The sequence below is a fragment of the Pseudoalteromonas sp. KG3 genome, from assembly GCF_030436385.1.
GTDB lineage: Bacteria > Pseudomonadota > Gammaproteobacteria > Enterobacterales > Alteromonadaceae > Pseudoalteromonas > Pseudoalteromonas prydzensis.
Window position 1 is genome coordinate 2590054 of the sequence record NZ_CP098523.1, and the last position, 25672, is coordinate 2615725.

The 25672-nt window shown below is 42.0% G+C and carries 26 protein-coding genes and 1 pseudogene; 7 read left to right on the forward strand and 20 right to left on the reverse strand.

Annotated features, from left to right (window positions below):
* Positions 1-22: 22 nt before the first annotated feature.
* From nudB to NDQ71_RS12380, 13 genes and pseudogenes are all read right to left on the reverse strand, one after another.
* Entirely contained in the window at positions 23-466 is a 444-nt protein-coding gene (nudB, locus tag NDQ71_RS12320) for a dihydroneopterin triphosphate diphosphatase (RefSeq protein ID WP_192541910.1), read from the reverse strand.
* Positions 467-531: 65 nt separating this feature from the next.
* Entirely contained in the window at positions 532-1260 is a 729-nt protein-coding gene (locus tag NDQ71_RS12325) for a sulfite exporter TauE/SafE family protein (protein ID WP_192541911.1), read from the reverse strand.
* A gap of 12 nt (positions 1261-1272) precedes the next feature.
* The gene (locus tag NDQ71_RS12330; RefSeq protein ID WP_301561680.1) at positions 1273-1962 is read right to left on the reverse strand and encodes a pirin family protein; all 690 of its coding nucleotides are present in this window, start codon (positions 1960-1962) and stop codon (positions 1273-1275) included.
* Positions 1963-2081: 119 nt separating this feature from the next.
* The gene (locus NDQ71_RS12335; protein ID WP_192541913.1) at positions 2082-2978 is read right to left on the reverse strand and encodes a LysR family transcriptional regulator; all 897 of its coding nucleotides are present in this window, start codon (positions 2976-2978) and stop codon (positions 2082-2084) included.
* Positions 2971-4509 (reverse strand): annotated as a pseudogene (locus NDQ71_RS12340) (cation:proton antiporter); the annotation flags it as partial. The gene NDQ71_RS12335 and the pseudogene NDQ71_RS12340, both read right to left, overlap by 8 nt.
* The gene (locus NDQ71_RS12345) at positions 4406-5245 is read right to left on the reverse strand and encodes a DUF4097 family beta strand repeat-containing protein (RefSeq protein ID WP_301561682.1); all 840 of its coding nucleotides are present in this window, start codon (positions 5243-5245) and stop codon (positions 4406-4408) included. The gene NDQ71_RS12345 and the pseudogene NDQ71_RS12340, both read right to left, overlap by 104 nt.
* A gap of 198 nt (positions 5246-5443) precedes the next feature.
* Positions 5444-6286 (reverse strand): DUF4198 domain-containing protein, encoded by an 843-nt coding sequence (locus NDQ71_RS12350; protein WP_301561683.1) that lies wholly within the window; start codon positions 6284-6286, stop codon positions 5444-5446.
* A gap of 46 nt (positions 6287-6332) precedes the next feature.
* Positions 6333-6836, reverse strand: coding sequence for a DUF2271 domain-containing protein (locus tag NDQ71_RS12355; RefSeq protein WP_064666724.1), 504 nt, complete (start codon positions 6834-6836; stop codon positions 6333-6335).
* Positions 6836-7468: a PepSY-associated TM helix domain-containing protein gene (locus NDQ71_RS12360; RefSeq protein WP_064666872.1), complete on the reverse strand. Its 633-nt coding sequence runs from the start codon at positions 7466-7468 to the stop codon at positions 6836-6838. The genes NDQ71_RS12355 and NDQ71_RS12360 overlap by 1 nt, the downstream gene beginning before the upstream one ends.
* 81 nt (positions 7469-7549) lie before the next feature.
* Positions 7550-7939: a YbaN family protein gene (locus NDQ71_RS12365; protein ID WP_192541914.1), complete on the reverse strand. Its 390-nt coding sequence runs from the start codon at positions 7937-7939 to the stop codon at positions 7550-7552.
* The gene (locus NDQ71_RS12370) at positions 7936-8154 is read right to left on the reverse strand and encodes a biliverdin-producing heme oxygenase (protein ID WP_301561684.1); all 219 of its coding nucleotides are present in this window, start codon (positions 8152-8154) and stop codon (positions 7936-7938) included. Before NDQ71_RS12370 ends, NDQ71_RS12365 begins: the two co-directional genes overlap by 4 nt.
* A gap of 200 nt (positions 8155-8354) precedes the next feature.
* On the reverse strand, positions 8355-9707 hold the full coding sequence (locus tag NDQ71_RS12375) for a porin (RefSeq protein ID WP_192541916.1): 1353 nt from the start codon (positions 9705-9707) through the stop codon (positions 8355-8357).
* A 120-nt stretch (positions 9708-9827) separates the two neighbouring features.
* On the reverse strand, positions 9828-10322 hold the full coding sequence (locus NDQ71_RS12380) for a MarR family winged helix-turn-helix transcriptional regulator (RefSeq protein ID WP_192541917.1): 495 nt from the start codon (positions 10320-10322) through the stop codon (positions 9828-9830).
* Positions 10323-10654: 332 nt separating this feature from the next.
* On the opposite strand from NDQ71_RS12380, the gene NDQ71_RS12385 reads away from it, so the two are divergent.
* From NDQ71_RS12385 to NDQ71_RS12415, 7 genes are all read left to right on the forward strand, one after another.
* Positions 10655-11506 carry a D-hexose-6-phosphate mutarotase gene (locus tag NDQ71_RS12385; protein WP_192541918.1) on the forward strand — a complete coding sequence of 284 codons (852 nt, stop codon included), beginning with the start codon at positions 10655-10657 and terminating at the stop codon, positions 11504-11506.
* 68 nt (positions 11507-11574) lie between these two features.
* Positions 11575-12147 (forward strand): PH domain-containing protein, encoded by a 573-nt coding sequence (locus NDQ71_RS12390; RefSeq protein ID WP_192541919.1) that lies wholly within the window; start codon positions 11575-11577, stop codon positions 12145-12147.
* On the forward strand, positions 12140-13660 hold the full coding sequence (locus NDQ71_RS12395; RefSeq protein ID WP_192541920.1) for a PH domain-containing protein: 1521 nt from the start codon (positions 12140-12142) through the stop codon (positions 13658-13660). Before NDQ71_RS12390 ends, NDQ71_RS12395 begins: the two co-directional genes overlap by 8 nt.
* Before the next feature lie 147 nt (positions 13661-13807).
* Entirely contained in the window at positions 13808-16645 is a 2838-nt protein-coding gene (locus NDQ71_RS12400) for a PD40 domain-containing protein (RefSeq protein ID WP_192541927.1), read from the forward strand.
* A gap of 284 nt (positions 16646-16929) precedes the next feature.
* Entirely contained in the window at positions 16930-17544 is a 615-nt protein-coding gene (locus NDQ71_RS12405; RefSeq protein ID WP_192541921.1) for a PQ-loop domain-containing transporter, read from the forward strand.
* A gap of 96 nt (positions 17545-17640) precedes the next feature.
* Positions 17641-18468, forward strand: a complete 828-nt coding sequence (locus tag NDQ71_RS12410) for a hypothetical protein (RefSeq protein ID WP_192541922.1) — start codon at positions 17641-17643, stop codon at positions 18466-18468.
* Positions 18465-18953 (forward strand): pilin, encoded by a 489-nt coding sequence (locus tag NDQ71_RS12415; protein ID WP_192541923.1) that lies wholly within the window; start codon positions 18465-18467, stop codon positions 18951-18953. Before NDQ71_RS12410 ends, NDQ71_RS12415 begins: the two co-directional genes overlap by 4 nt.
* Positions 18954-18970: 17 nt before the next feature.
* Here the strand turns inward: NDQ71_RS12415 and NDQ71_RS12420 are convergent, their stop codons facing one another.
* From NDQ71_RS12420 to NDQ71_RS12450, 7 genes are all read right to left on the reverse strand, one after another.
* A complete protein-coding gene (locus tag NDQ71_RS12420; RefSeq protein ID WP_192541924.1) occupies positions 18971-19345 on the reverse strand; it encodes a TM2 domain-containing protein in 375 nt (124 codons plus the stop codon).
* A gap of 10 nt (positions 19346-19355) precedes the next feature.
* Positions 19356-19580, reverse strand: coding sequence for a membrane protein insertion efficiency factor YidD (gene yidD / locus NDQ71_RS12425; RefSeq protein WP_301561685.1), 225 nt, complete (start codon positions 19578-19580; stop codon positions 19356-19358).
* Positions 19573-19797, reverse strand: coding sequence for a DUF4177 domain-containing protein (locus NDQ71_RS12430; protein ID WP_192541768.1), 225 nt, complete (start codon positions 19795-19797; stop codon positions 19573-19575). Before NDQ71_RS12430 ends, yidD begins: the two co-directional genes overlap by 8 nt.
* Positions 19798-19892: 95 nt before the next feature.
* Positions 19893-21128 carry a PAS domain-containing sensor histidine kinase gene (locus NDQ71_RS12435; protein WP_192541769.1) on the reverse strand — a complete coding sequence of 412 codons (1236 nt, stop codon included), beginning with the start codon at positions 21126-21128 and terminating at the stop codon, positions 19893-19895.
* Positions 21115-22470 carry a sigma-54 dependent transcriptional regulator gene (locus NDQ71_RS12440; protein WP_225736600.1) on the reverse strand — a complete coding sequence of 452 codons (1356 nt, stop codon included), beginning with the start codon at positions 22468-22470 and terminating at the stop codon, positions 21115-21117. Before NDQ71_RS12440 ends, NDQ71_RS12435 begins: the two co-directional genes overlap by 14 nt.
* A 12-nt stretch (positions 22471-22482) precedes the next feature.
* Positions 22483-24978, reverse strand: coding sequence for an FtsX-like permease family protein (locus NDQ71_RS12445; RefSeq protein ID WP_301561686.1), 2496 nt, complete (start codon positions 24976-24978; stop codon positions 22483-22485).
* On the reverse strand, positions 24975-25667 hold the full coding sequence (locus NDQ71_RS12450; protein WP_192541771.1) for an ABC transporter ATP-binding protein: 693 nt from the start codon (positions 25665-25667) through the stop codon (positions 24975-24977). Before NDQ71_RS12450 ends, NDQ71_RS12445 begins: the two co-directional genes overlap by 4 nt.
* Positions 25668-25672: the final 5 nt, after the last annotated feature.

Here is a 25672-nt window from a genome sequence, read left to right on the forward strand (position 1 = left end):
TGAGCTCAAAATAGGTGAGGCATTATAACGCCAGTATTGCATCGCGATTACTTGGCGACCATGCTTTAGCGGCCGCTTGTTGCTGTGTTAGCCAAATAAAATCTGTGTGCTCATTCGGATCTAAAGTGATGGTGATATCATCGGGTACGCAAACGCTAAAAACATATTCGGTATTAATTAATGCGTTGGCTTGATAGCGATGTCGCCATGACTCTCTAATCGTATATTGATTGGTTTTTTGATGGTCATGAATGGTTAAACCAAGGGCATGAGCATCTATTCCTGTTTCTTCTAAAAGCTCTCGATACGCAGTTGTGATAGGTGTTTCACCTTCATCAATACCACCGGTGACTGATTGCCAAAAACTAGCGTCATCGGTACGTTGAATTAGTAAACAATCTTTATTTTCTTTATAAATAACAACCAGTACAGAGAAGGGTTTGCGAAGTGGCCGGTTATCTAGCAAAGTGGAATCTCAAATAGCGTATGTTAGGTGAGTTTACCTGAGCGTGAATTATTTAACTAGCCAGATCACATGGCTAATAACCAAATCCCTAGGAGCAGTAGCAGGAAATTCATAACGTTCAGAAACTGCGTGGTATTGAGCTTACCTTGTAGCCAAATTCCTAAGCGGTTACCCAAAAAAGCAATTGGTAGGCTGGCAAGTGCGATTAATGCCCACTTTACTTCAATTAAACCAAGGCTAATAAAGCCAATTAGCTTAATGGCATTCATCATCGCAAAAATAATCGCAACAGTCGCTACAAACTGTTTAGCCGGTAGTTTTATGCTGCTGAAATACATGATTAATGGTGGCCCGCCTGCATGTATTAGCGTGCTAGTGGTGCCAACTAAAAAGCCCATACTGGCAGCGCCAATTCGGCTATTTATAGCATTTGCAGTAAATTGACTAAATGCTAAGCTACGGATCGCAAACACAATACATAAAATGGCGATGGCTGTTTTTATTACTTCGGCATCGAGCCAGCCAATTAAAGCGTGAGCGATTAACACACCGGTTAGCAAACCCGGCAATAAGCGTTTTAGTTGCTGAGTATGCCATTGTCGCCAGTAGCTTTTTAGACTAAAAATGTCGGCAACGATAAGTACTGGGAGCATTAAGCCTATTGCAGCAACAGGGGGCATTACTAACAGCAACAATGGCACTGCAAACACCCCAAGCGCTCCGGCAAACCCTGATTTAGATACGCCAGTGAGTAATACAACAAAAGCAATGATCACTAAGGTTGTTACTGTCATTTATTTCCTTACTTAGGCTGGTAAATCAAACCATAACGCCTCTAGCTGATCTTTAGCTGTGAGTGTTACTTGCTGATCAAAGCTTAAGGCAAATGCATCTCCTGAGCTAAAGGTATCAGTATTCGCGTCAGCAGAGCCTGAGATAACATGAAAGTACCCTTTACGGTTACTGGTTTGCAAGTTATATGTTTGCCCAGCCGTCAGTTGTAAACGATATAAACTGGCATCTTGATTTATACTAACGCTGCCTTGTTCGCCATTAGGTGTAACTAATGGAGTGAGTGGCGCCGTTTGAATAATGCTTTTTTGTTGATAACTTGGTGTGATACCGAGCAGTTTAGGTTGGATCCAAATTTGTAAAAAATGCGCCGCTGCTGAGTTTGAAGCATTGTATTCACTGTGCATTATGCCGCTGCCTGCGCTCATTCGTTGAATGTCTCCTGCGGGCACAATATATTCATTACCTGTGCTGTCTTTATGCTTTAGGGCGCCGGAAATGACATAAGAGATAATTTCCATATCACGATGGCCGTGAGTGCCAAAGCCTTGGCCAGGACTGACGATATCTTCGTTAATTACTCTAAGGGTTGAAACGCCCATATGTTTTGGATCAAGGTAACGGCCAAATGAAAAGCTATGCTTACTTTGCAGCCAACCAAGATTTGCTTGCCCGCGCTCGTCTGCTTTGCGGATGTAGTGCATAACTTAACTCCTGATTAAACGCTAATTTTAATAGCAGTAGTATAAGTCTTATACGAGAGATTAAAATCGCTTTAAAAAGGACTATTCGTTCTATTAAATCGAATTAAAGCCCTCGATAATTAACAATCTAGTTCAGCCTGCATGACTTGGTAGCGTAACTCGCCAATAAATGTGCGAGCAGCTGGGCCTAAGCGATCCCCGTCTTTAAAGAGTAAGTGGAGCATAGCGCTACGCTTACTATTGTGGCTAAGATTTAGGGGCTTGAGCCGATTTTGCGCTAATTGATTGGTGATCGCTGTGCTAGGTAACCAAGCAAAGCCTAAGCCGTTGCTGATCATATCTATTGAAGTACGCATATGGCTGACTGTCCAGCGCTGATCTGCGCCTAACCAGCCTCCATCTTGCTTATTATGCAAGGCTGAATCACGCACTACAATTTGCCGGTGTGATTTCAAATCTTCTAGGGTGATAGGTCGAGTGATGCTATGTAAGGCATGGTCGGGATGCGCCACAGCAGTAAACTCTATATTACATAACTCTTCACTAAATCCTGCTTTTTCAGTGAACCCCGATATTGCAATATCGGCACTGGTGTTCTCTAGTAATTCATTCGCGCCAGTAAGCACTGATTCGTACAATTCAATTCGTAATAATGGATACATTGCCGAGGTATTATTGAGCACTTTATAAAGTAGCGCTTGCGGGAAAATTTCATCGACCGCAATACGCAGTTTGCTCTCAATACCCTCACTGAGAGTCTGGCCAATAGCTTCTATTTTGGCAGCTTCATCGAGCAAGTAGTTGGCGCGACGCAGCATCATTTCGCCCGCTTCGGTGATCACGGTTTTTCGCCCTGCAATGGTAAATAGTTTAACCCCTAATGCGGCTTCAATTTTGCCAACCGAGTTATGAATGCTCGATTGGCTTTTATGAATTTTTTGCGCAGCTTGGTTAAAGCCTCCGTGCTCTACAACGGCTCTAAACATACGCCATTGTTCTAAAGTAATTCTAAGCATCTTTGTTGTGGTCCTCGCAATCGCCTTGATCGCATGTATTTAATGATTCGCGTGCTTGTTTATCTTGGTTTAATACTTGTTTTAGATCTTCAGTTCGTTGGCGTACAGCCACACCATAGCTGTGATCGTCGCCCCATAACTTGGCTAGTTGTAGCACCGAGGCTCTGTCATGCTCTCTAAATAAGTGCCCAGCACGTTGTGCATCTTGCGTTGAATTACCTAATAACTCTAGCGTTTCAACCCCGAGATTGATAGCTGAATCTACGGTTTCGCGGTTAAAGGCATCGACTTCTAATTGCAGTAGTTGATAAGCATGGCGACGATCGATTGCACGGGCAACAATTTTTAACTGAGGAAAGTGTTTGCGGGCAAGTTTGACTATCTCTAAAGTTTTATCGGCATTATCAATCGCAATTACTAATAGTTGCGCAGTTTCTGCACCTGCTGCTTCGAGTAGCTCTTTACGGGCGGCATCACCATAATGCACTGTGTTACCAAAGCGGCGCAGTAAATCAATTTGACTCGGACTGTGATCGAGCACGCTGATATCATAACCTTGGGTACTCAATAAACGTCCTATAATTTGCCCAAAGCGACCGTAGCCGGCGATGATCACATGTTTTGCTGGGCTGATCTGCTCAGGCTGATCAAAATCTGGTTTGGTTGTTGTGTTGCTACGTTTTTGTAGGATGTCGTAAAGCATTAATAGTAATGGCGCGATCAACATGGAAATAGCCACCACCAAAGTGGTTAAACTGCTTTGTTCAGGGGTTAAAATTTGCAATGTATTAGTCATGGTGAGGAGTACAAATGCAAATTCACCGCCTTGTGCAAGTGCTAAGGTAAACAGCAGTTGCTGGGTGTGATGGATTTTAAAAATCCGTGCTAATGCATAGAGCACGGCCGCTTTTACTAAAATCAGCGCAACAACAAGTAGCGCGACTATGGCAAATTGATCAAATAACAAGGCAAAATCAATCGATGCACCCACTGCCACAAAAAATAAGCCAAGCAACAAGCCTTTAAAAGGTTCTATATCGGCCTCTAGCTCATGGCGAAATTCACTTTCAGCCAGCACCACTCCGGCTAAAAAAGTGCCCAGCGCAGGTGATAGACCAACGCTTTGCATGATCAGCGCAATCGCAACCACTAAAAATAACGCAAACACAGTGAATATCTCGCGCATGCGCGTTTCTGCAATGTATCTAAATAACGGTGCAGAAATGTATTTACCAGCGAGTATAATGGCTGCGATCACCGTAACTGATGCGGTCACTTGGCCCCACACCGGCCAATCTGCGGTGACTGAGTGATTCATGCTGGTAGCGTTTAATGGTGGCTCAAATGCAAGCAATGGCAGTAAAGCTAGAATGGGAATAACCGCAATATCTTGGAACAACAACACCGAGAAGGTGTTTTGTCCGGCTTCATTCTTTAGCCAGCCTTTCTCTTCGAGGCTTTGCAATACAATGGCGGTTGATGAAAGTGCCAGCATTAAGCCAATTGCCAAGGCGCTTTGCCAGTGCATCGCCAGAGTCATCTTCAATTGTTAAGTAACTACCCAGTTGTTTAGCTGAGATACTTCCTGAGTTATCGTCGATATCAACGCTGCCAGTGATATCAACTAAATTGATATCCCCAGAGCCATCTTCGATTTTTAGATTACCCGCAGCATTGTTAATTGTGATACTGCCAGAGCCATCGCTTATTTTGAGGTTGCCAGTAATACTCTGTACGTTGATATCACCAGAGCCATCGTCAATTTTAATATGATTGCCCTGAATAATATTAATACTACCAGAGCCGTCATCAATATCTATATCGCCTTGCACACCATTAATATCGATATCACCGGAGCCATCTTCAATATCTAAACTAAATGAGCTTGGCACTGTAACGACTAAATCAATACTCGGTGAATTACCTTGATATATCTGCATACCAGAAGACTGATTATTTTTGGCTGTAAGTACTGCTTTACCGCTTTTTTGTTCAAGAGTTAGGATGTAAGGGTCATCACTTTTTACAGTATAAATCGTCGCATCTACAGTGATTTCGGTTGCAGTGCTTGAGCCTATAACTCTAACTGATCCTGCTTCACTTTCAATGTCGAGGCGCTGTAATTGTGCTGCTGATATTGAGCGTTGTTGCTGCTGTTGTATATTGGCATTTGCTGTTGAAATATGTACAACACAGCCACTAAGCAATAGTAAGCTGGTGGCAATAGGCAGTGATTTAGTTAGTAATGAAAGAGATTTATTAGTCATTTTTTTGTGCACTCATTTTTAGTAAGACATTGCATATAAGCTAGTAATAGCAAAATTGAAGCCAAAAATTAAGTGGTTGTTTTATAATTATTTTTATTATGTCGGTGAAGTGGGCTGACTATAAAATAGTGTATAGTGCTAATTAATAGTGAAACTAAAAGTGGTTAGCAGGCGCTAACCACTTGTTTATAAACCTAACTATTCAGGTGCCACATCTAAGGTAGTAAATAACGAATAGCGTACGCTATCGATATCTTTTTCAGATGAATCTTCACTCACACTTGCTTCAATCAGGTATAAACCTGGATGTTGCCATGTGTTAGTGAAAAACCCGTCTTTATCTGTGGTTACTTTAACTTCGCCACGTTCGTTACGATAACGTGTATCACCTTTTAAGATGACAAGTTCTACGTTTGCTGCAGGTTTACCGTCTTTTAATAACTGAAAACGCGCCTGTTCACCAACAAATAAATCATTAGGGTGAGTTGGGCCGCTTATTTCTAAGCCTTGACCAAGTAACGCTGGTTTTGAGGTGCCATTGCGGCTTACAAAGGTGTCTACAGTGGCAATCGATTTTGTGGTTTTTATATCGGTTGCGCCAGCTGGGATATCTTTACTGTTTTTAGGGCCAAACACACGGCCACGTTCGCCTTTAGCATCTTTATAAAAAGTCATTAGACGCGGCTCTTGGCTCATTGAGATATGATAAGTACCTTCGCCGCTTAACTTAACTGCCGCAGAATTTTTACGTTGTAGGTAATAAGCACGAATGGTGTCAGTAACAGGCTTGCCATCAGGGCCGATTGCCATGATCAGGTTATCATCATATTCTGCGCCTTTTTGCTCTGGGCGGTATGCTTTGTCTGGCGCAAAAATTTCATTAGAAATACTGGCATCGATCATCACATAATGGGCTTTGTCACCTGAAAGAGAGGTGTGCGAAGGCACTAACCAGCGTGCGTGTGCGTTGGCATAGCTAGATGCAAGGGCTGTGAAAGTAAGTGCGCCGATAAACGCGCTTTTAAGTAAATTGATTTTCATAATCTTTCCTTATTTAAATAATCTGCAGCTTTGTTTTACTTGCTAGTTATTTGGTTTTGATAGTGACGAAGCTTTGTGAAAACTCGTTTGTACCTTCGATGGTCATTTTACCGTCTTTATTTAGATCAAGTTCTACACGGGTGTAATCACGGCCACCTTCTTCGCGAACGACTTCTAAATTAAGTAAATACTTGCCTGCAGCTACGGTTTTGCCTGCTAAGTCAGTGCCATTCCAGTTAATGGTGTAAGTACCTGGGCGCTTGGTGGCGCCGGTTACACCATCAAAATTAGCGTCACTTTTTCCGGCTTTTCGCCACCATTGACGCAAGTCTTTAAACCATTCAGCCTTTTCAACCCATAATGCCACTGTGGTAACGTGTTTACGCTCGGGGGTTTCTAGCCACACGGCGACATAGGGGCGGTGATAAGGTTGTACATCTAAATCTGGTAGGGTAAGTTCAATTTCAAGCTCTGCGGCATTCGCATGAGGTTGAAACAAAGCAGCTGTAAATAAAACAACAGCACCAATTAGGGTATTAAGTTTTAGCATTAAGATACTCCTTTAAGTTGCGGGACCCAGCAGAGATAAATGACTGCCGGTGTCGCGACCCCAAGCACTGTTAGCCATATTCCTACTAGGCGTTTTTTTCTATTTTGAAATAAAATAATCATTCCGGTGATAGCAAACAAAATCATTAACACGGCTGATATATCAATTACCCAACTCCATGCTTCGCCGGTATGACGACCTTTATGCAAGTCACCAATTAAGCTTAATAAGCCCCCTGTTTGGTACTCAAGGTTTAGCTCACCACTGATAAAATCAAGTTCAGCAAACGCAAAGCCTGCTGGCAGTGGGTAGTCGAGCATGACTAAGGCGTCTTCCTTTTCCCAATCAATGCTTTTTACTTTAGTTAAACCATGTTCAGTCGCTAAGTAAGCTTCTATTTGCGGATATAATGTGGGTAAGGTGTCTAAGTTGGCTTTAGCTTGGACGACTAGCTCGGCAGGTAGTTGCACGGTTAGCTGGCCGTCACTTTTATCGCCTTCAAGCCAATCTACATGGTTAAGAACAATGCCGCTGACACAAAATAGGATCAGTAAAAACAGTAATGCTGTTGATAGGTAAATATGTAACGCACGGCTGGTGCTGTATAAAGTTCGTTTATTTATTAACGGCATAAATAATGTGGTTGCTTGCAATAATTATCATATAGTAATCATTTGCATTATCTATAACAACTTTATTTACGAACTTTACATTTATATGAGTTTTGAAGGGCGAGAGAGTAAATAAATCATCACGGCTATTTCTATGCTGGCTACCATTACTAACACCCACCAAGCTGGTGAAGAAAGCAGCAATAATATAAAGCCAAATAACATTCCCGTACCTGCGAACCATTTTGCTTTTACCGGTACTACTTTATGTTCCTGCCAATGACGCAAGGTTGCGCCATAGCGAGGGTGATTAAGTAACCAAGCCGCGAGTTTTGGTGATGAGCGAGTAAAGCAGGCTAATGCCAAAATGAAAAAAATAGTGGTGGGCATTACCGGTAACACAATGCCAATAATACCCAGTCCAACCAAGGCGAGCCCTAACAGTTGGTAGCCAACATTTTTATACGTGACTAAAGTTACCTTTAAACTCATGAATAGACTTGTGCCTGATAAAGTTGAAAACGGCTAAATGCTTGGCGAGCACCATCGATCAGTGCTTGCTCTTGAGCTTGTGTAAGTTCAATGTTGTCAATTAATTGTACTAAATGGCGCCATGCACTGCCACGTCCAGCACCTGGGCCTGCTAAATAGCGCGCAGCAAACTCACCGCTAAAGTGTAGTCTAGCTTGCACTTGCCTTCCTAACATTGTGGCGCCAACTTTGAGCTGATGAAGGGGAGGAGTTTAATCACCGTTGAAAATCATGACTCTATTGGTGTTGGCTGTTTTTGAGGTTGCTAATAATTGGCTGTATAGGTTCAGGGTCTAATGTCTCGTGTGGTATTTTTGAAAAAAGTGATGTAGCAAAAGTAAATCACCCAACCATAGTGGCTGGGTGATGAGGGTGATTAAAAATAATAACCAACGTTGATGTTAAAGCGGCGCTCTGTTTCATCACTATCACCAGCGACTGAGCCGCCAACAAAGGGCTGATTTTTAGCAAATACATAATCGAAATAGGTAAATAAGCCACCCGCTGCGACGGACACTCCTGTGACATTCATCCAAGTATCAGCGCTGTTATCGGATTTATCGTAAATAATCCCGTAGTCATTGTAAAACTGTAGGTTTGTTACTGGACCCCATTCAACGGGCACACTGTAAGCGATATTGGCATTAGTCATCGTCGCTTCGGCAGCAATACTGTCGTAAAATCCATATGCGCCGACTGCCATACGGTTGACGTTATCAATATCATATTGATACTCACCATGTTGCAGTTGTAAATTCCAAGCACCTATTGTGCTATTAAGGTGCACTGCCCACGCATGGTAATCACCTGCACGGTCAACGCCATCGTGTAACCCACCAGCTAATGCAGAGACACCTAGTTCAGTGGTGCCACTGTCGTGCTCAAAGTGGTAACCATAACGGCCTGAGAAGGTGTTGTATTCGCCAATTGGATTGCCAAGTGAAGTTCCATCTTCACCTTTAGATGCTGGGTCGGCATAGATACCTTCATCGGCATTTCTAAAGCCAACAACGTCGTATGAATAGCGATCACTGCGATCATCGACATAACCGTCAACACCCCCTAGTTCATCATTTTTGAAAAAACCAAGATCGAGTTGCCAATTGTCGGCAATTTTGCGTTTAAATAGCACGCCTAAATCATGATCGTCTTCAAGGCCGATATAGTAGGTTGTACCAAAAAAGTAGTTGTGTGAATTATACGGCCAGTTACCAAAAGGAACTTTTGTGATACCCGCTTGTACTTGCCAGTCATCAGCAAAATCATAGGCGGCATAAGCGTATTTTACCGCAGTCATATAATCAAAAAAGCGAATTTCGGCATTCAGCGTAACATCGCCAACATCACCTGAAAAGTTCACCCGGAAAATGTCAAAGTCAAAATCGCCACCTCGGTTTTTGTTGCCATCATCATATGAAGTGTGACTAAAGTTGGTACGTACTGCACCACCAACACGAATACCTTGCGGTTTTTTTGTAACCTGACTATCCGCTGCAGTATCTTTTTGTTCTACTTGCTGTTGTTTGGCTATTTGTGTGTCAAGCTGCTGTTGTTTTTGCGCTTGTTGCTGGGATTTTTGTTGTGCTTCTTGAAGTTGTAATTGTAGTTGCTGCATTTGCTGCTGCAGTTGATTAAGTTGAGCTTGCATAGCTTCAATGTCTGAAGCGTATGAGGCGCTTGTTGTTGCGCCTAGCATAGTCGCGAAAGCTAACTTTGATAGTTTAAGCATGATAAATCGCTATTCTAGGTATGAGTATCTATAGGATAGACTAATTGTACCTTTAACCCAAGTTAACTAGTCATAGACTTGTAGGGTAATGATTTGTTTACTATGACATTTACGGGCGGTTTATTCTGCGATTTTACCTTCGGCAGCACGAGTCAATATACCTACTTCTAGCAAAGGGGCGGCATCAATACTTTGTGCGTCCATCATAGTCGCAATACGCTGCATAGATGAAAGTAGTTGGCTTTGTTCCCACTCTTCTAACGCTGAAAACTGCTCGATAAAGTGCTCTTGAAGTGGCTGTGGTGCGTGTTGCAAGATCTCTTTGCCACTATCGGTAAGGTACAGACTCACGCGGCGCTTATCTAATTGGCTGCGTACCCGGGTTACTAAGTTGCGATTTTCTAAGCGATCTAAGATATTGGTAACTGTTGCTGGGCTTAAGTTAACATTTTGCGCAATACGGCTGGCGGTAATGCCGTCAGTTTGAGCTACTTCGGTCATAATTAATAGCTGCGGGCCAGTCAGGCCTGACGTTTTATTTAATTGCTTAGAATGCAGATCGATCGCGCGGATCACTTTACGTAGAGAAACTAGTAACTCGTCATATTTTTTCATTTTTATCTCATTAGCGGCTGTGTACAGTCAGGCGTGATCGCAATCAATAAATATTACACATCTAATAAATAGAGTTCAAATAGATGAGTGCGATTAACCGTGTATTATTGGCTTTACAGAGTTGTTTGGTGGTTTTTTATTTTGTTTGAGCTGAAATTAATTTTTCTTAGATCATCGTTACTTAATTAAAAGTTGTTGTCAGTTACTTTACTTACAGGTGGTGACAGAGTGAAAAATTATAAATTTGCTATAAAAACTCACTAAATAATACTTACTAACAGGCTGGGTATTGGGTAAGGTGGGCTAGGCTTTTCATTTTTATGGGACGTATTATGAAGTTATCTCCATCTGTAAGCATTGAACAAACAGACTCAGGCTTAGAGTATATTAATGTTGCAAGCGAGTTTTGTAGCGCTAAAATTTTTCTGCAGGGCGCACAACTCACCGAGTTTACGCCAGCCGGCAAAAAACCTTTAATTTGGGTATCAAGCGAGGAAGATTACCAAGAAGGTAAAAGCGTGCGTGGTGGTATTCCTATTTGTTGGCCATGGTTTGGCGTTAACCCAAATCCGGATTGGCCAATTCATGGTGTAGCACGTACTAGTTTGTGGCGCGCTGATGAAGTAACAGAGCAAGATGAGCAGATCAACGTTAGCTTAACCTTGCCGATGACTCTGGTGGATGAAACTTATTGGCCGCATAAATCAAAACTAAAAGTAGAGTTTGTGCTCACAACTAAACTGGAAGTGCGTTTAACAACAACAAATTTAAGTAATCAAACTATAACGTTTACGCAAGCACTACATACCTATTTTCCAACCCCTGCGATCACAGAAACGCAAGTAGATGGCCTGCAGGGGTCACAATACATTGAGTTTGGCGAGGGGCCATTTGAGCAAAATGAATTAGTTGGTTTTGCTCGCGAAACGGACATGGTTTATACCCAAGCAGCAAATATGCAGCGTATCATCACACCTGATGGCATCATTGAAGTTGGTCGTGAAAACTCAAGCTCGTGTGTGCTTTGGAACCCATGGATTGATAAGTCAAAACGTTTATCTAATTTTGCAGATGACGAATACCATACAATGCTGTGCTTGGAAGCGGCGAATGTTATGGATGACAGTGCAGTTGTAGCACCAGGTGAAAGCCACACCTTAACAACCACAATTCGTTGGGTTTAATAAATCGGTTATAGCGGCATTACAAATCTAAGCCAACGTATCAATACCTTGGCTTTTAAGGAATCAAAGTGTTCGAAAACCAGCAACTAGACGTGTTACCCCAACACCAACAAATCATTTTTAAACCGCTTGCGGCAAAGGCTCTACTGCACGCACAGCTTAATTGGCTGTTATTTTATATTCCATTGATGGCGGTGCTCGCGGCAATTTGCTTTTTTAATAAAGGCTTTGCGGAAGTTGCGCAAACACCGTTATTGATTGCTTTACCAACCATTTTAGCTACCTCTTTACTTTATAATGTTGCCAGTATTCGACTCAAAGGGATTGCGATGCGAGAGCATGATATTGCTTATCGTAAAGGGGTTATATGGCAGCAAGTCACTATATTACCGTTTTCACGGGTACAACATACAGAAATACATCGCGGTCCGTTAGAGCGAAAAATGGGCTTAGCAAGCTTGCGTTTGTACAGTGCTGGTGGCATGAGTGCCGATCTTAATATTGGTGGTTTAAGCCATGATGATTGCAAAAATATTCGTCAGTTTGTGCAGAAGTACATTGAACGAGGACAAGTCGTTAATAATACAAGTACTCAAACCGATGATCATCCATTAGCGCCAGATGAGTCGTTAAATGGATAAGCTAAACTGGCAACGCGTCTCGCCGTGGGCGTTGGTTTATTTTATTGTGCATTTTGCTTTTCGGTTTGTGAAAGACGGCGTATTTAACCTGTTACCTATTATGATTGTGTTTGTAACTCAGGTTGAAAATAAGTTGTTCTGGGGGCAAATAGCCATAGCAGTTGCGGTTGTCGCGTTATTAATTTATTCGTTCGCTTATTACCTGAACTTTCGCTTTTGTATCACCGATGAGCATGACATTTTACTTAATAAAGGGGTGTTCAAAAAAGAGCGTTTAACGCTTAACTTTTTAAGAGTGCAGAACGTTAATATTGCTGAACCATTTTACTTTAAACCGTTAAGCTTAGTTAATTGTATTTTTGATGCGGCGGGCAGCACCAGCCAAGAAGCTGTATTGCCAGGCGTAACAACCCAGTATGCAGAGCAGCTGCGTGAACAAGTATTAGCCTATAAAGCAACTCAGCAACAACAAGCTTATGCAAAACAGCAGACAGATGATTTAGAAAGTACTGAGCCGCAACAGTGTTTAACGTTGAGTAATAAAGAGGTGGCAAAGTTTGGCTTGATGTCGAACATGGCTATTTTAGCATTGGCAGCGCTTGCGCCTATTATGAACGTGGTGTTTGAATTTCTAGAAACAGCAGTGATCAATCGTTTAGAGTCCTTCTATCAGCAACAAGTAGGTATATTGGTTGATGCGGCTGCACTCGCTGTTTTTTCAATACTTGTGCTAATTGTATTGATTGCGGTTTTGCTATCGGTATTGATGTCGTTAATTCGTTTTTATAATTATCAGCTTTATTTTCAAGCTGGAAAATTTAAACGTATTGCAGGGCTTTTAGAACGGCATCAGTTATCAGTGAGCCTAGATAAAGTACAATCGATAACCATTAAGCAAAATTTAATTGCACGTTTATTAAAGCGTTACACTGTGCAGTGTTTTCAGGCCTCAAGTGGCGGCTTTGCTGCTGCGAAAAGCAAGCAAAGTTTAGTTATGCCAGTATTGGATACTGAGCAGGTTAATCAAGTGTGCCAATGGCTATATCCTTGGCTTGATCTGAAAACTCTGAACTTTAAAGGGGTTGAAAAAGCATTGCTAATTAAAAATTGGCTTTTTTATGCCTTGCTACCAAGCTTGGTTTTTGCCGTACTAAGCGTACTTGGTGATATGTTAACACCTGTGTATGCGCTGCTGAGTTTGCTGCTTTTAAGTGGTTTAGTGTATTTATCGTATAGTCGCTATGGTTATCACTTTTATCAGCACGAAGGCCGTTTTTATGGTGTTTTCCGCAGCGGCATGGTGAGTGTGCAATATCGTGTATTTGAATTATATAAAGCCCAAAGTACTCGCAGTATTAGCACTTACTTTATGCGTAAAGGCGGTTTAAAAAGCTTGTCTATACAACTTGCTTCGGACACGGTTTATCTACCCTATCTGAAAACAGCGCAAGCCAATGAGGTTATCGACTTTACTTTGTATCAGGCTGAATTTGAGCAACGCAGCTGGATGTAATTCTTCTCATTAATAACCTAAAGCTGGCATTGTTTTGCTGATGCCAGCTTGAGCACTCACGTTTTCTTACATTTTTGCACTCTCTTTTTCAGCTCAGTTATGGCAATAATAGTGATATGAGTATTAATAATAAAATCAGGGATTATGATGAAAAAAACCTTACTCGCTACAGCGCTGTTATTATCCGCACATGCAAAAGCCACGGTTCAGTGGCAAACCATACATACTGAACATTTTAATGTGCATTACAGCCAAGAAAACGCTGATTGGGCGCGATCTGCTGCCAATGAACTAGAAATAGTACGAAGCAAAGTGCTTGAGCAACAAAATCGTGCTTTAGATGAAACGGTGGATGTGGTGGTGTTTGACCCACTTAATGCAGCCAATGGTTTTGCTTTACCTGTCTCTAATAAGCCGCTAATGGCGCTTTTTACTACGCCCCCACAGTCAGATACAGTGGTATCTAATAATAGCGGTTGGCAGCAACTACTTGTCCTGCATGAATATATTCATCTAGTACACTTAGCCCAGCCAACCCGCAGTAACTGGCGGCAAGAGCTTAGGAATACTTGGGATTTATACGACATAACATATAGTGAGATGCCGCGTTGGGCAGCAGAAGGCTACGCGACACTACTCGAATCAAAAATGACTGGCCGTGGGCGGTTGTTTGATAATTACAGCGAAGCAATTCTAACTGAATTTGCTCAGCAAGGGGCATTACCCAGTTATGAGAAGTTAAACAGTAGCGATGGTGGCTATTTGGCCGGGTCTATGGCGTATTTAATGGGCGCTCGATTTTTAGCTTGGTTAGAAAAAACCTATTCAGAGCAAACCCTTGATGCGGTATGGACGCGCATGCAAGGGGTTAAGCAACGCGACTTTGATGAAGCTTTTACAGGTGTGTTTGGGGATTCTGCAAGCAAGCTCTACAGGCGCTTTATTGCTGAGTATACCTATCAAGCTATGAGTAAAGAGCAGAGTGAACAGTCACTCACTAGTGAGCTTTGGTTAGCGTTAAATCTATATGCAAGCAATCCGACTTTATCAGCAAATAACGAACAACTTGCGGTGGTGGAACGCGATAAAGACGGTAAAACGCAGTTATCTTTGTATAGCACGGAAGATAACCTCAAGGCCGCTGAAGAGTTTCAAAAAACACAGCAAGCGTTACTAGCCGATGACCCTAAAGATATTGCGGATAAGCCACCACAAGTATTTAAGCGCAAGCAAAAGCAAGTATTGAATCAAATCAACCGTGCGGGTATCCAAAACCCACAATGGCTCAATGATGATGTGCTGTATTTTTCAGCTTATAGCAGAGTTGATCATATTGATCATCAGCGACTGTCTGACATATTTAGCTGGCATACGAAAACTGGTGAAGTTACCCAACTTACTGAATCAGCTGGATTGAGGCGTTTTACTATCACAGATGACGGGCAAGCCCTCTATGCTGAACAAGTGAAAGGCGGCTACTCTGAGTTAGTACGGGTTGACTTGCAAACAGGGCAAAGCCAGCCATTATTCGAAAAAAGCTTAGCAACGGTTTATGACTACCCAATAATTAGCCCTGATCAGCAGCAACTGGCGTTTCTTAAAACTGAGTTTAATCATAACTGGCAGTTGTATATACAAGATCTAAATGGGCAAAAATCAATTGCCGTACCGATGCCTAAAGGATATCAATATTTATCACAGCCAAGTTGGAGTGCAGATGGTAAGCTGCTTTATTTTGTTGCCGGCCTTGCGGGGGCAACCGATATTTATCGTTATGATTTAACCGCGCAGCGTTTGTATAAGCTAACTCAAGGTCAGCAAGCGGTGGCGAATCCTTTGCCATTCAAAGCAGACGAATTACTGTATTTTTCAATCAGTAGTGATGGCCCTGATATTATGAAGTTGCAAATGAACGGCATTGAAGAAGTGACCGAATTTGCCACTACGAGCATTGCGCCACTATTGCTAGTCAATCAGCACACTTTACCGCAAGCGAAAGTATATCAACAACCTATAGGGGAGCAAACGCGTTATGATATATGGCAGCAAAAAGCAACGTTTGCATTAGGTGAGCAGTATCACTCTGCTTCGGCTGCTGTACTGAGTGCGAGCATCAAAGGCAGTGATTTACTCAAGCAGCTTGATTGGCAGTTAGGTTACAGCATTGATTTACATGACACCGCGTTAAAAGGCATTTATGCCCAAGCGCGCTATAGCGCGCTGGCCGTTAAATTTGACAGTCAGTTGTTCTCTTATGATTTAGATGCGAGTAAGCAATATCAGCGTAGCTTGTTAAATGAACAGTCAGTACAAGGTGGTTACCTTGCTGCGAGTTTACCACTGCGCTTTGGGGAATTTAAAATACAGCCAGAATTGGCTTATAACTACTCAGACATAGATAATGCAAATAGCAATCAAGAGCATAGTTCACAGTGGCTTAGAGTCGGCCTGAAGCAATCGTGGCAATATGACCAGCAAGACTATGCCATAGGTCAAGCTGTCAATGCGCGCTGGTATAGTGGTGATAGTGATGCACAAAGCTGGCAAGGGTACGATGTGGCTGCGCAGTTATTTGGTAAAGCGTGGGCGATACCTATGTATGCAAATTATAGTCAGCAATATCGAGATGATATCGACCTGATATTAGGTGGTTTTAGCTCTTCGTTATTATCAAAGAATGTTCGTAGTGATTATGTATTTGCTCCTGAGTTACCGTTTTACAGCGCCATCGGCAAGCGTTATCAAGGTTATGGCGGCGGTATTAGCTGGGAAGAGGGAATGCCATGGCTTTATTATCAACAGCACCAAATTGATCAACAGGTTTACGGACAAAGCTATGGTATTAAGTGGCAAGGACCATTTAGCTTTGGTTTAGGCCCCGCGGGTTTAAATGATGTAAAACTTGATTTTGGTTTGGTCAGGGTTGAAGGTGATAGCTTTGATGATGAACTCAGAGGGTGGCTCGGGTTTTATTATTCACTCTAATTTACTTGCGAGCGTGAACAATTGAGCTTGTTCACGTTCTAATCTAATGGTTTTTATGCACTTATTAAAGTGCAGCATGGTGATGTGCAACACTGTAAATTCGCTGTATTAAAAACTTGCCAATAATCGACTCTCTATATTGCTGCTAAGATTGCCTTTTATGTAGCATTCTCTACAATGCCGCGCTCAATTAAAGCTATTTAAAAACAGTGGTTTACTTTGTTTTAACTGTGTTTTTATAAGCTGCTAACGTGTTAACTATTTTGTAACTAGCGAGGTTTGCTTTGGCGCATTATCTGCCGATTATTTCATCATTTATTTTAGCATTTAGCTTTTTTCCATTGCTAAAAAAGATCCGTAAAAACCGCAGTGTGTCGGGGGTCTCTTTGTTGATGATGACGTTTGGTGTTGCACAAAGTACATACTTTATTGCTTATAACTTGTACTTTGAACGTTTTTACATGGTATTGCCTTTTGTGGTGACGGGTATGCTGAGCGGCTTAATTTTATATTACTTCGCACGTTATAACGCCAAACAGCAAGAGCGTTTACTGTTAGCCGGCATGCTTGGTTTTTCGTTGTTGCCATTTTTATTATTACTCACGCCCCACTTAGACACGCCAACAGTATTGAATGGCTTAACTTTTGTAGGATTAGTGATGAGCTCAATACGGGTTATGCCGCAAACTTACAAAACCTTAAAAAGCGGCGATATTAGCAATTTGAGTGCACGCTATTTTAGTTTGCAATTTGTAGCCGGCGTATGCGGTTTGCTGGCTGAACTTGTGATGGCAACACCAAGTACTTCTCATGTTTTGACCTTTGTGATGATCTTATTGACCAATGCTGCTCAGTTAGGCTGTATTCAGTATTATAAAATGCGACCAACAATGGTGTGAAACGAGTTTAGCTCAACTATTAATTCCAAACTTACTGGTTTTATGGCAAGTTACCCTATCTAGGCTGAGTGACGGTGAAATAGATAAGGATAGGGTATGAACTGGCATCAACTCGGTTATTTGTGCAGGCTTTATTCAGCCACAAATAACCTTAGTGCAACACAGCAAAGTCAGTTAAGTGAGGTTAGTCACTTGCAAATCTATGGACATGCTCAGCGCCACAGCGCGTTGGCAAAAAAATTAGCTGACGAATTAATCAATAGCTCGAATCAACAGCAGCAAACTGTACTTGCCGATTGTTATTCTAGGTTACCAAAGGCGCTCGCTAAGTCGCACTTTGAATATAAGAAGCAGCTTCTTTATATTACCGCAGTGTTCGCTACATTCATTGCTATTAGTTTTATTTATCAACTGTATGTAATCCCCACATTTACAGAAATACTCAGCTCCCATCAACTTTATTTTGATAACCCATTTAGCTGGTATAACGAGTATTGGTACGGATTTTTGCTGCTGTTAGCAATACTGTTTGTGATACTGTGTTTAACTATTTTTAAATTACGAGATGCGTGTTATTTGAGCTTGTCGGAGCCATTTTGTGGTGTGCTTGGATTACTTATCCCTCCAAAAATTAAGCAAGAGTATGCGATATTAATGGCGATACTGAGCTTTCCTGCCAAGCTTTCGCAAGATAATTGCACATTACCTGAACTCATTCATTTAGAAAGTTGCCGATTACATGGCCTGAACGTTAACGAAGAATTTGGATGTTTAGTAAAACAAAAAGTTTTGTTGTTACATAGCCTAACGCAAAAGTATATCAGTGCACTTATTATGCTTTTTACAGTGGTAATGGTTGTTGCGATTTATTTATTTTTAAAAGAAGCCTACCAACCTATTTTTATGATTGGAGAAATAGTATGAGATATAAAGGATTTACACTCATCGAACTGATGGTAGTTGTTGCTATCATTGGTATTTTGGCATCGGTTGCGTTGCCACAATACAGTAAATATTTGCAGCGCAGTGAGCTGGTTGATCCTTTAGCTATGGCAGCGGTATTACGGGAAGATGTGACGACATTTTATCTTGAGCATGGGCGTTTTCCTGAAAATAATGCACAAGCAGGCGTACCACAAAGCCAGTTTTTAATCGGTAATCGGGTAACTGGTATTATGATTGACGCGGGAGCAATCCACATTAGTCTAGGTAATAAAGCGTCAGCACCCTTACAGGGTAAAATATTAACTTTTCGCCCTGCGGTGGTTACTGGCAGTCCTACGAGCCCAATTGCGTGGTTATGTGGCTTTGATGAACCTGTAACAGGGATGCGGGCAGTTGGAAAGAATAACACCACGGTACCAAAAGAGGTGTTACCTTCTTCGTGCTTAAATACTAGTAATTTTTAGAGAGTTTTATAAAAGGCTTAGTGATTGGATTCTTGCAGCTCTTGTAAAAGCGTTTTCATTACCCGATTGTTATAAGCATGGACAATTTGCTGGCTTTTGAATAGCTGCGGTAGTTCTATTAAAAACACCAATAAAATAAGCAGTAAACCCACGCTTTCAATCCATAATAAGCCAATTAACATTAGCGTTAGGTTAACCACGCCTCGTGGGTAGTTTGCTAAATAAAAGTGATGCAAGCCAGCAACAAAAAACCAATTTAGCACGGCGTATGTATCGGGATCTTTTATGCGCTGTTGCTGCTGTTGATAGAAAATTTTACGCGTGTCGTTGCTGAGTTGGTTAACTTGTGAGCGTAGCTGTTCTTCTTCATCTTTGAGTTGCTCGGGAGTCATACAGTTACCTTTATAGTAGCGGGTCGTGTTTAGTGGTCACGCAATCGGGATCATTACAACGTTTAATTCGCTTAAGCCCTAGTATGAGCCCTTTACACACACCATAGTGACTAATCGCTTGATGTGTGTACTCTGAACACGATGGCGAGAAATTACAGCTTAAATTGAAGTGCGATTTTGCCCCGCCATTTTTTTGATAGCGGCGAATTGCACTCAAAATGTATGCTTTAAGCACGTTTTCTACCTAGCGTAATGATCACTGCTTCACGGGACCAAAATAGCCAAAAGCGTTTATTTTCTATCACTTGAAAGACCAGTTGCCAACCATCTTGTGCTTCAACATTTAACGTTGCTTCAAGCTTTTTAAGTGGTAAGCCACTTGAGCCAAGCAATAATGTCCCACAACCACCTTCAACCACGTGGATCACTTTATATTCATCGAAATTCGACATATATTTCCCTTTTGATTTATAGTTTTATCCAAATGCCATGTTAATTATAGTGAAAAAATAACGCAATTAAAAAATACCGATTAAGCAAATGCAGACTAACCTTGTGGCAGTTTAATGGTGATTTTCGCGCCATGCTCTGTGTTAGCCAATAGCAGTTGGCCGTTGTGTTTTTGCACAATATCATTACATAACGCAAGGCCGAGGCCATTACCGGTTTTTTTGGTGGTGTATAAGGGGTGGATGGCGTTTTCAATATTGGCAAAACCGGGGCCGTTGTCTGTTAGCTGTAATATTTGCATGTCGCCTTGCGCAAAGCAGCGTAACGTAATGTGAGCTTGCTCAGTGCAGGCTTCAGATGCGTTTTTAAATAAATTAATGAGTAGCTGTTCAATCAGTAGTTTATCTGCAAAACATTGTGATTCGCCAGCATAGTTAAGCTGAATGTGTTGCTCTATGGCATTGAGAGTTGCCAGTGTTTTTAAATCAAAGTGTTGCGGCTTTGCGCTGGGTAAGCGAGTTAACTCTGCATAGGCTTTTATGAAAAGTAGTAGTGATTCGCTGCGTGATTTAATCCGTGTTAGCACTTGCCTTGTTTGTTGTTCGTTTAATTCATTAGTATTTAGTAAAGTATCTGCCATTGAGGCCATTGGCGTCAGTGAGTTATTCAGTTCATGAGACAAAATACGAATTAAATCAGCTTGTGACTGGCGTTTAGCATCTTGTAATTGATGGCCTATATAGCTGGCAGTGATCAGTGTTTGTTTAGCATCACTTAGGGTAATGCGTTGTATTTGCCAATTCTGGTCTAATTTAGCATGGTTGCACTGTTTATTATTAAAGCTAAAACCGCACTCAGTGAGTGTCATACCCCGTAATAATGGGGTTTTCAGCTGTACGTACATTGGGTGATTAAAAAATATCAATTGGCTTTGCTGATTAAATAATGCGATTGGGTGTGGCCAATGTTGGAATAACCCGTCAATTAAGTGCTCAGATTGCGGTTGTGGTGTTGTAAATAACGTTTCAATTTGTGCGCCGAGTATTGCCCATGGTGAACTAGGATCGCTATAGCCTAAACTGAGGTTACTTTGTCCTTGTTGTTTTGCATCTATATACGCTTGTAATTGGGTGACTGGCGTAAAATGACTATGAAAGAGTCGATAAGCGCAAATGATGAGCGCGTAACTTAAACAAATAGCTAAAGTGACGGTGAGCAGCGAGTCTTGACTTAGTTGGTACACTAAAGCTGTAGTCGGGGTGAGGATTGCGGCAAATACGGCGCTTAAAATGGCAACCACTTTGGTTTTATGGCTTATCTTAAAACGACTCATCTTGACCTTCGAGTTGGTATTTTTCCATCCGCCGATAAAGCGCATTACGAGAAATACCTAAGCTTTTAGCCGCCGCTGTAATTTGCTGATTATGCTGCTGTAATACCTCAACGATGCGTTGTTTTTCTAGCTCTTCTAAAGTAAGCGCAGGGATTGATTGGCTTTGTGTCGCTTGGTTATCGAGCATGATATGGCTGACTTCAATCGTTTCACTGCTACAGACAAGCACGGCACGTTCCATTACATGGCTTAATTCACGGATATTGCCAGGCCAAACATGATTTTTTAATATCTCGCTGGCACTGCTTGATAATAGCAACTTGGGCTTGTTGTATTTAGCTGCAAACTGCTTAATAAAATACTCGCTCAGCGGTTCTATATCGTCCTTGCGTTCACGTAGTGCGGGCAGGCGAATAACAAAAGTATTCAAGCGATAATATAAGTCTTGGCGAAATTGGCCGTTAGTAATTGCGCTGGCTAAGTCTTGGTTGGTGGCTGCGATTAGTCGCACATCTACCTGTTCGCTGGCGTTTGCGCCAAGGGGAGTAAACTCACCGGTTTCCAGTACCTGTAATAACTTTGGCTGTAAATGAAACGGCAAAGTGCCTATTTCATCCATAAACAAAGTGCCATTTTTAGCGCGACTAAATGCGCCGATGCGGTCTTGTTTGGCATCCGTGAAGGCACCTTTATGATGACCGAACAGTTCGCTTTCAAATAACGACTCGGCTAATGCGCCCATATTGAGGCTTACTAGCGGCGCCTCGCAGCGGCTACTGAGCTGATGAATACGCTGTGCTAATTGCGATTTCCCGGTGCCATTTTCACCTAAAATTAGTAGGTTTGCATCAGTCGGCGCCAGTTGCTTGATGAGTGTATCGAGGGATTGCATCGCACTGGATTGCGCAATCCAATTATTGTCCACAGGCTTTGTGGTAATAGATTTTATATGGTTGGCAATTTGGCTAAGTAGTTTTTCTTTACGCCATGGTTTTTCAATAAAGTCTTTCGCGCCATTTTGTAAGCCACTGACTGCCAGCTCAATGTTAGCCCAAGCGGTCATTAAAATAACAGGAATATTCAAAGGGTTAATTTGTGCAAGTAACGCGAGTCCTTCTTTGCCTGAGGTGGTATCACGAGTAAAGTTCATATCCAATAACACCAATGCTGGCGTTAAACGGCTAAGCAATTGCATGCATTGCACCGGTCCATCTGCTTCAACCACGCGATAACCGGCTTGCTCTAACAGTAATGTTAGGGCAAAGCGGATATCGTCATCGTCATCCACAACCAAAATAGTGGGTTGGTTCATAATGGTCGTAATGGCAGCGCTTGCTGCCAACTCCTTAAAAGTTTATTGCTCTCTAAGTGCACGCATAGGATCAGCATTTATGATACGCCATACTACCAAAATAATGGCAATAAAGACGATAGCAATCAATAAACTAGTGAATACAGTAAGTGCCTGCCAGGAAAAAGCCGGTAATAAAGGTATTTGTAATTGCAGCAGCAAATAAATACCGCAAGCCAGTGTAATCGCAATGACAAGTGCGCTCAGTAGTAAACCATTAAAGCTTTTAATGGTACGTTTCATAAGATTACTACGACTTGCTCCAGTTGCCATACGAATGGCAAGCTCAAAGCGTTTTAGTTCTGTAAAGTTCATTGCCATACCGTTACTGCCCACTGCGGCTAACAGTAGCGTTAATATCGATAATGCACTGATAAAGTAAAACTGTACACGTGCCGGCATTGTTTGTTCGTCCCAGCGTTCAGTCAGTGTACGAGCTTTAACTTCGTTGACTTGTGGATGAGCACTTTTAATTGCTTGAATAATAGCGCTCTTAGCAAACTCTTGCCCCTGGGGCAGTTGCATCACTAAGTTTATTGTTGAGGTGTTGCTCTTGTCAGTATAAAGCATAGCTGGGTAGCCTTGGTTTTTAGCCATAATAGTATAGGTATCGGCAACCACTCCAATGATGCGTCGGCTAGCAATTTTTTTATCTATGACAGATTCAAGCGTGCCGTCAGTCGAGATTTGTTTGGCGAAGGTCTCGTTGATCAGCGCCACATCATCTAAATCTTGGTATTGTGTTTGGCTAATATTTTGCCCAGCTAGTAGGCTCAAGCCAAATGTATCCACGTAATCAGCCGCTATATTAATATTCATAAAGGTGAACCTTTTTTGGGTTTCATCATCCTGATTCATGCTAATTGTGGTATTAAAATTAAACGGCTCACCTTGGCTTTGTAATATGGTTATAGTTGGTTGAAGCTTTTGTACAGCTTGACTTAATTGGCGCTTTATATCGAGTGTGCCCAAAAAGCGTTGTTTCGCTTTTTGCTCGCTGTCTGGGTCATTATCTAGCTCGGCTTTTTGTGCTTCCAACTCGGCATTAGTTAAAAGAGCTTTCTCGTTATTGTGTAGGCTTATTTGGGCAACAAGTGTATTACCAGGGGTAAAACCTAAATCGACATTTAAGGTGTTATAAGCCGCATTCGCTAGCATGGCGGTACCCGTTAATATCACTGCGGCAGAGCTTAATTGTGCAATAAAAAGTATGCGACTAAGCATGGTTATTTTCCCTGCATTAACGCCTTTATTACCGTTATTTAAATTACTAATTAGCTGTGTTTGATCAAATTGTCGGGTTGATAAAAATGCAAAAAATAGATTGATAGTTAAAACCGCCACTAGCGCAACTAGCATGGTTGAAGCGTCAATTTTGACTAGTTCGAGCATCTCGATATTACCACCACTGATTATCGGTAAGATGCGGATCAACCACGCAGCGCCCAATAAACCTAATACTGCGGCAAGTAAAAAGGTGCTGAGATTTTCTAAGAAACTCATCACCAAGAGCTTATTTCGGGTAGCGCCCATACACAGATGAGTAGCAAATTCTTGCTCACGCTGTTGATAGTGAGCAATAAACAAATTGAGCAGGTTTAAGCTTGCCATGATGAGTAGAATGGTGACAGTGGCGAGTAAAAACCAGATCATAGTTTGCTGTTCAGCCATTAGGCTCTCTCGATAGAGCATGACAGTGCTTTTAGGGTTCATACTTTCAAACATTTGCTGCATTGGACCAAGTTGATCAGCTTGTTGTTGGTAATATTGCTGCCAGAATTCTTCGATGTCGTTCGCTGTGATTGCTCGTTGAGTTCGTCGAAACAGCGGCTGTAGGCTGCCATCAATAGTCATTTGTGTTGGCTTTGCGGCTTGCTCTGCTAAGTCGTAATACAGCCATATTTGCTGGGCGTACTTTTCGTCATTTTCGGATGTGAAAGACGAAAAATCAGCAACGACACCACGAACTTGTAGCGACTGGCCTTCAAGTTGCAGGGTTTGCCCGATTACATTAGCATTATTTTGAAATGCGCTGCGCCATAAGCTTTGAGAAATCCACACTGCATTTTGGCTGTTTTCTAGGTTTGGCAATTCACCGAGTAATAGTTCGCCGCCGACCACTGCCATAAAGTTATCACTGGCATCAAAGCGCGATACAGGGTAAGCAACGTCATGTACTTTTATCGCGCTGTCATCTACTTGAAAGCCTGCAAATTGGCCATACTCTTTATATTGTTCAGCTAATAGTGCAAGGCGCTTGGTGGTAAATATTGATACTCGCATATCCTCTGAGACAGCCATAGTGCGGTTAATTGCATAGAGGCTGTGTTCGTCTTTAATATCGGGTAACGGTTTAAAAATCAGATTACTACTCATTGCTACCACAGTTAACACCGCTGCCAGCGTGAAACTTAGCGTGATTAAAATAGGCAAAGATAAGCGTGGTAAGGTAAATAACCTCAAAACGCCATGGCGTAGAGCGCGAAGGTAAAAACTCATGCTACCGCCTCCTGATGCTCAACTAACACCTTGCCATCAAATAAGCGAATTTGACGCTGCGCCATTTGGCTATAACGTTCGTCATGGGTCACCATGACCACGGTGGCGCCTTGCTTATTTAGATCAAGTAGTAGCTGCATAACAGCATCGCCATTTTGGCTATCTAAGTTACCTGTCGGCTCATCGACAAGTAGTAAGTCTGGGTTGCCAACAAGCGCGCGGGCAATCGCAACCCGTTGCTGCTGCCCGCCAGAGAGTTGGCTTGGTTTATGATTTAAACGGGCGCTCATGTTAACAGCTGCTAATTGTTGTTCTACAGCGGCTGTTATGTCTTTGCTTGGCGTACCGCGATGCTCCAGCGGCAGAGCTACGTTTTCAAATACAGTTAAGCTATCGATTAAATTAAAGGACTGAAATACATAGCCAATGTGTTTGTTTCGTACACTTGAGCGTTGATCAACATTAAGGCTGTGGGTATCAATATTCGCAAGTTGATAGTGGCCATCGGTTGGCGTATCTAGCAGTCCTAAAATACTAAGTAAGGTTGATTTGCCGCAGCCAGATGAGCCTGATATGGCAATAAATTCGCCTTTATTTATTGTTAAAGAGACATCCTGTAGTGCATGGGTTTTAACTTGGCCTTTGCTATACACTTTATTGATGTTGTTAATGGTAACGAGTGCAGTCATGGTAT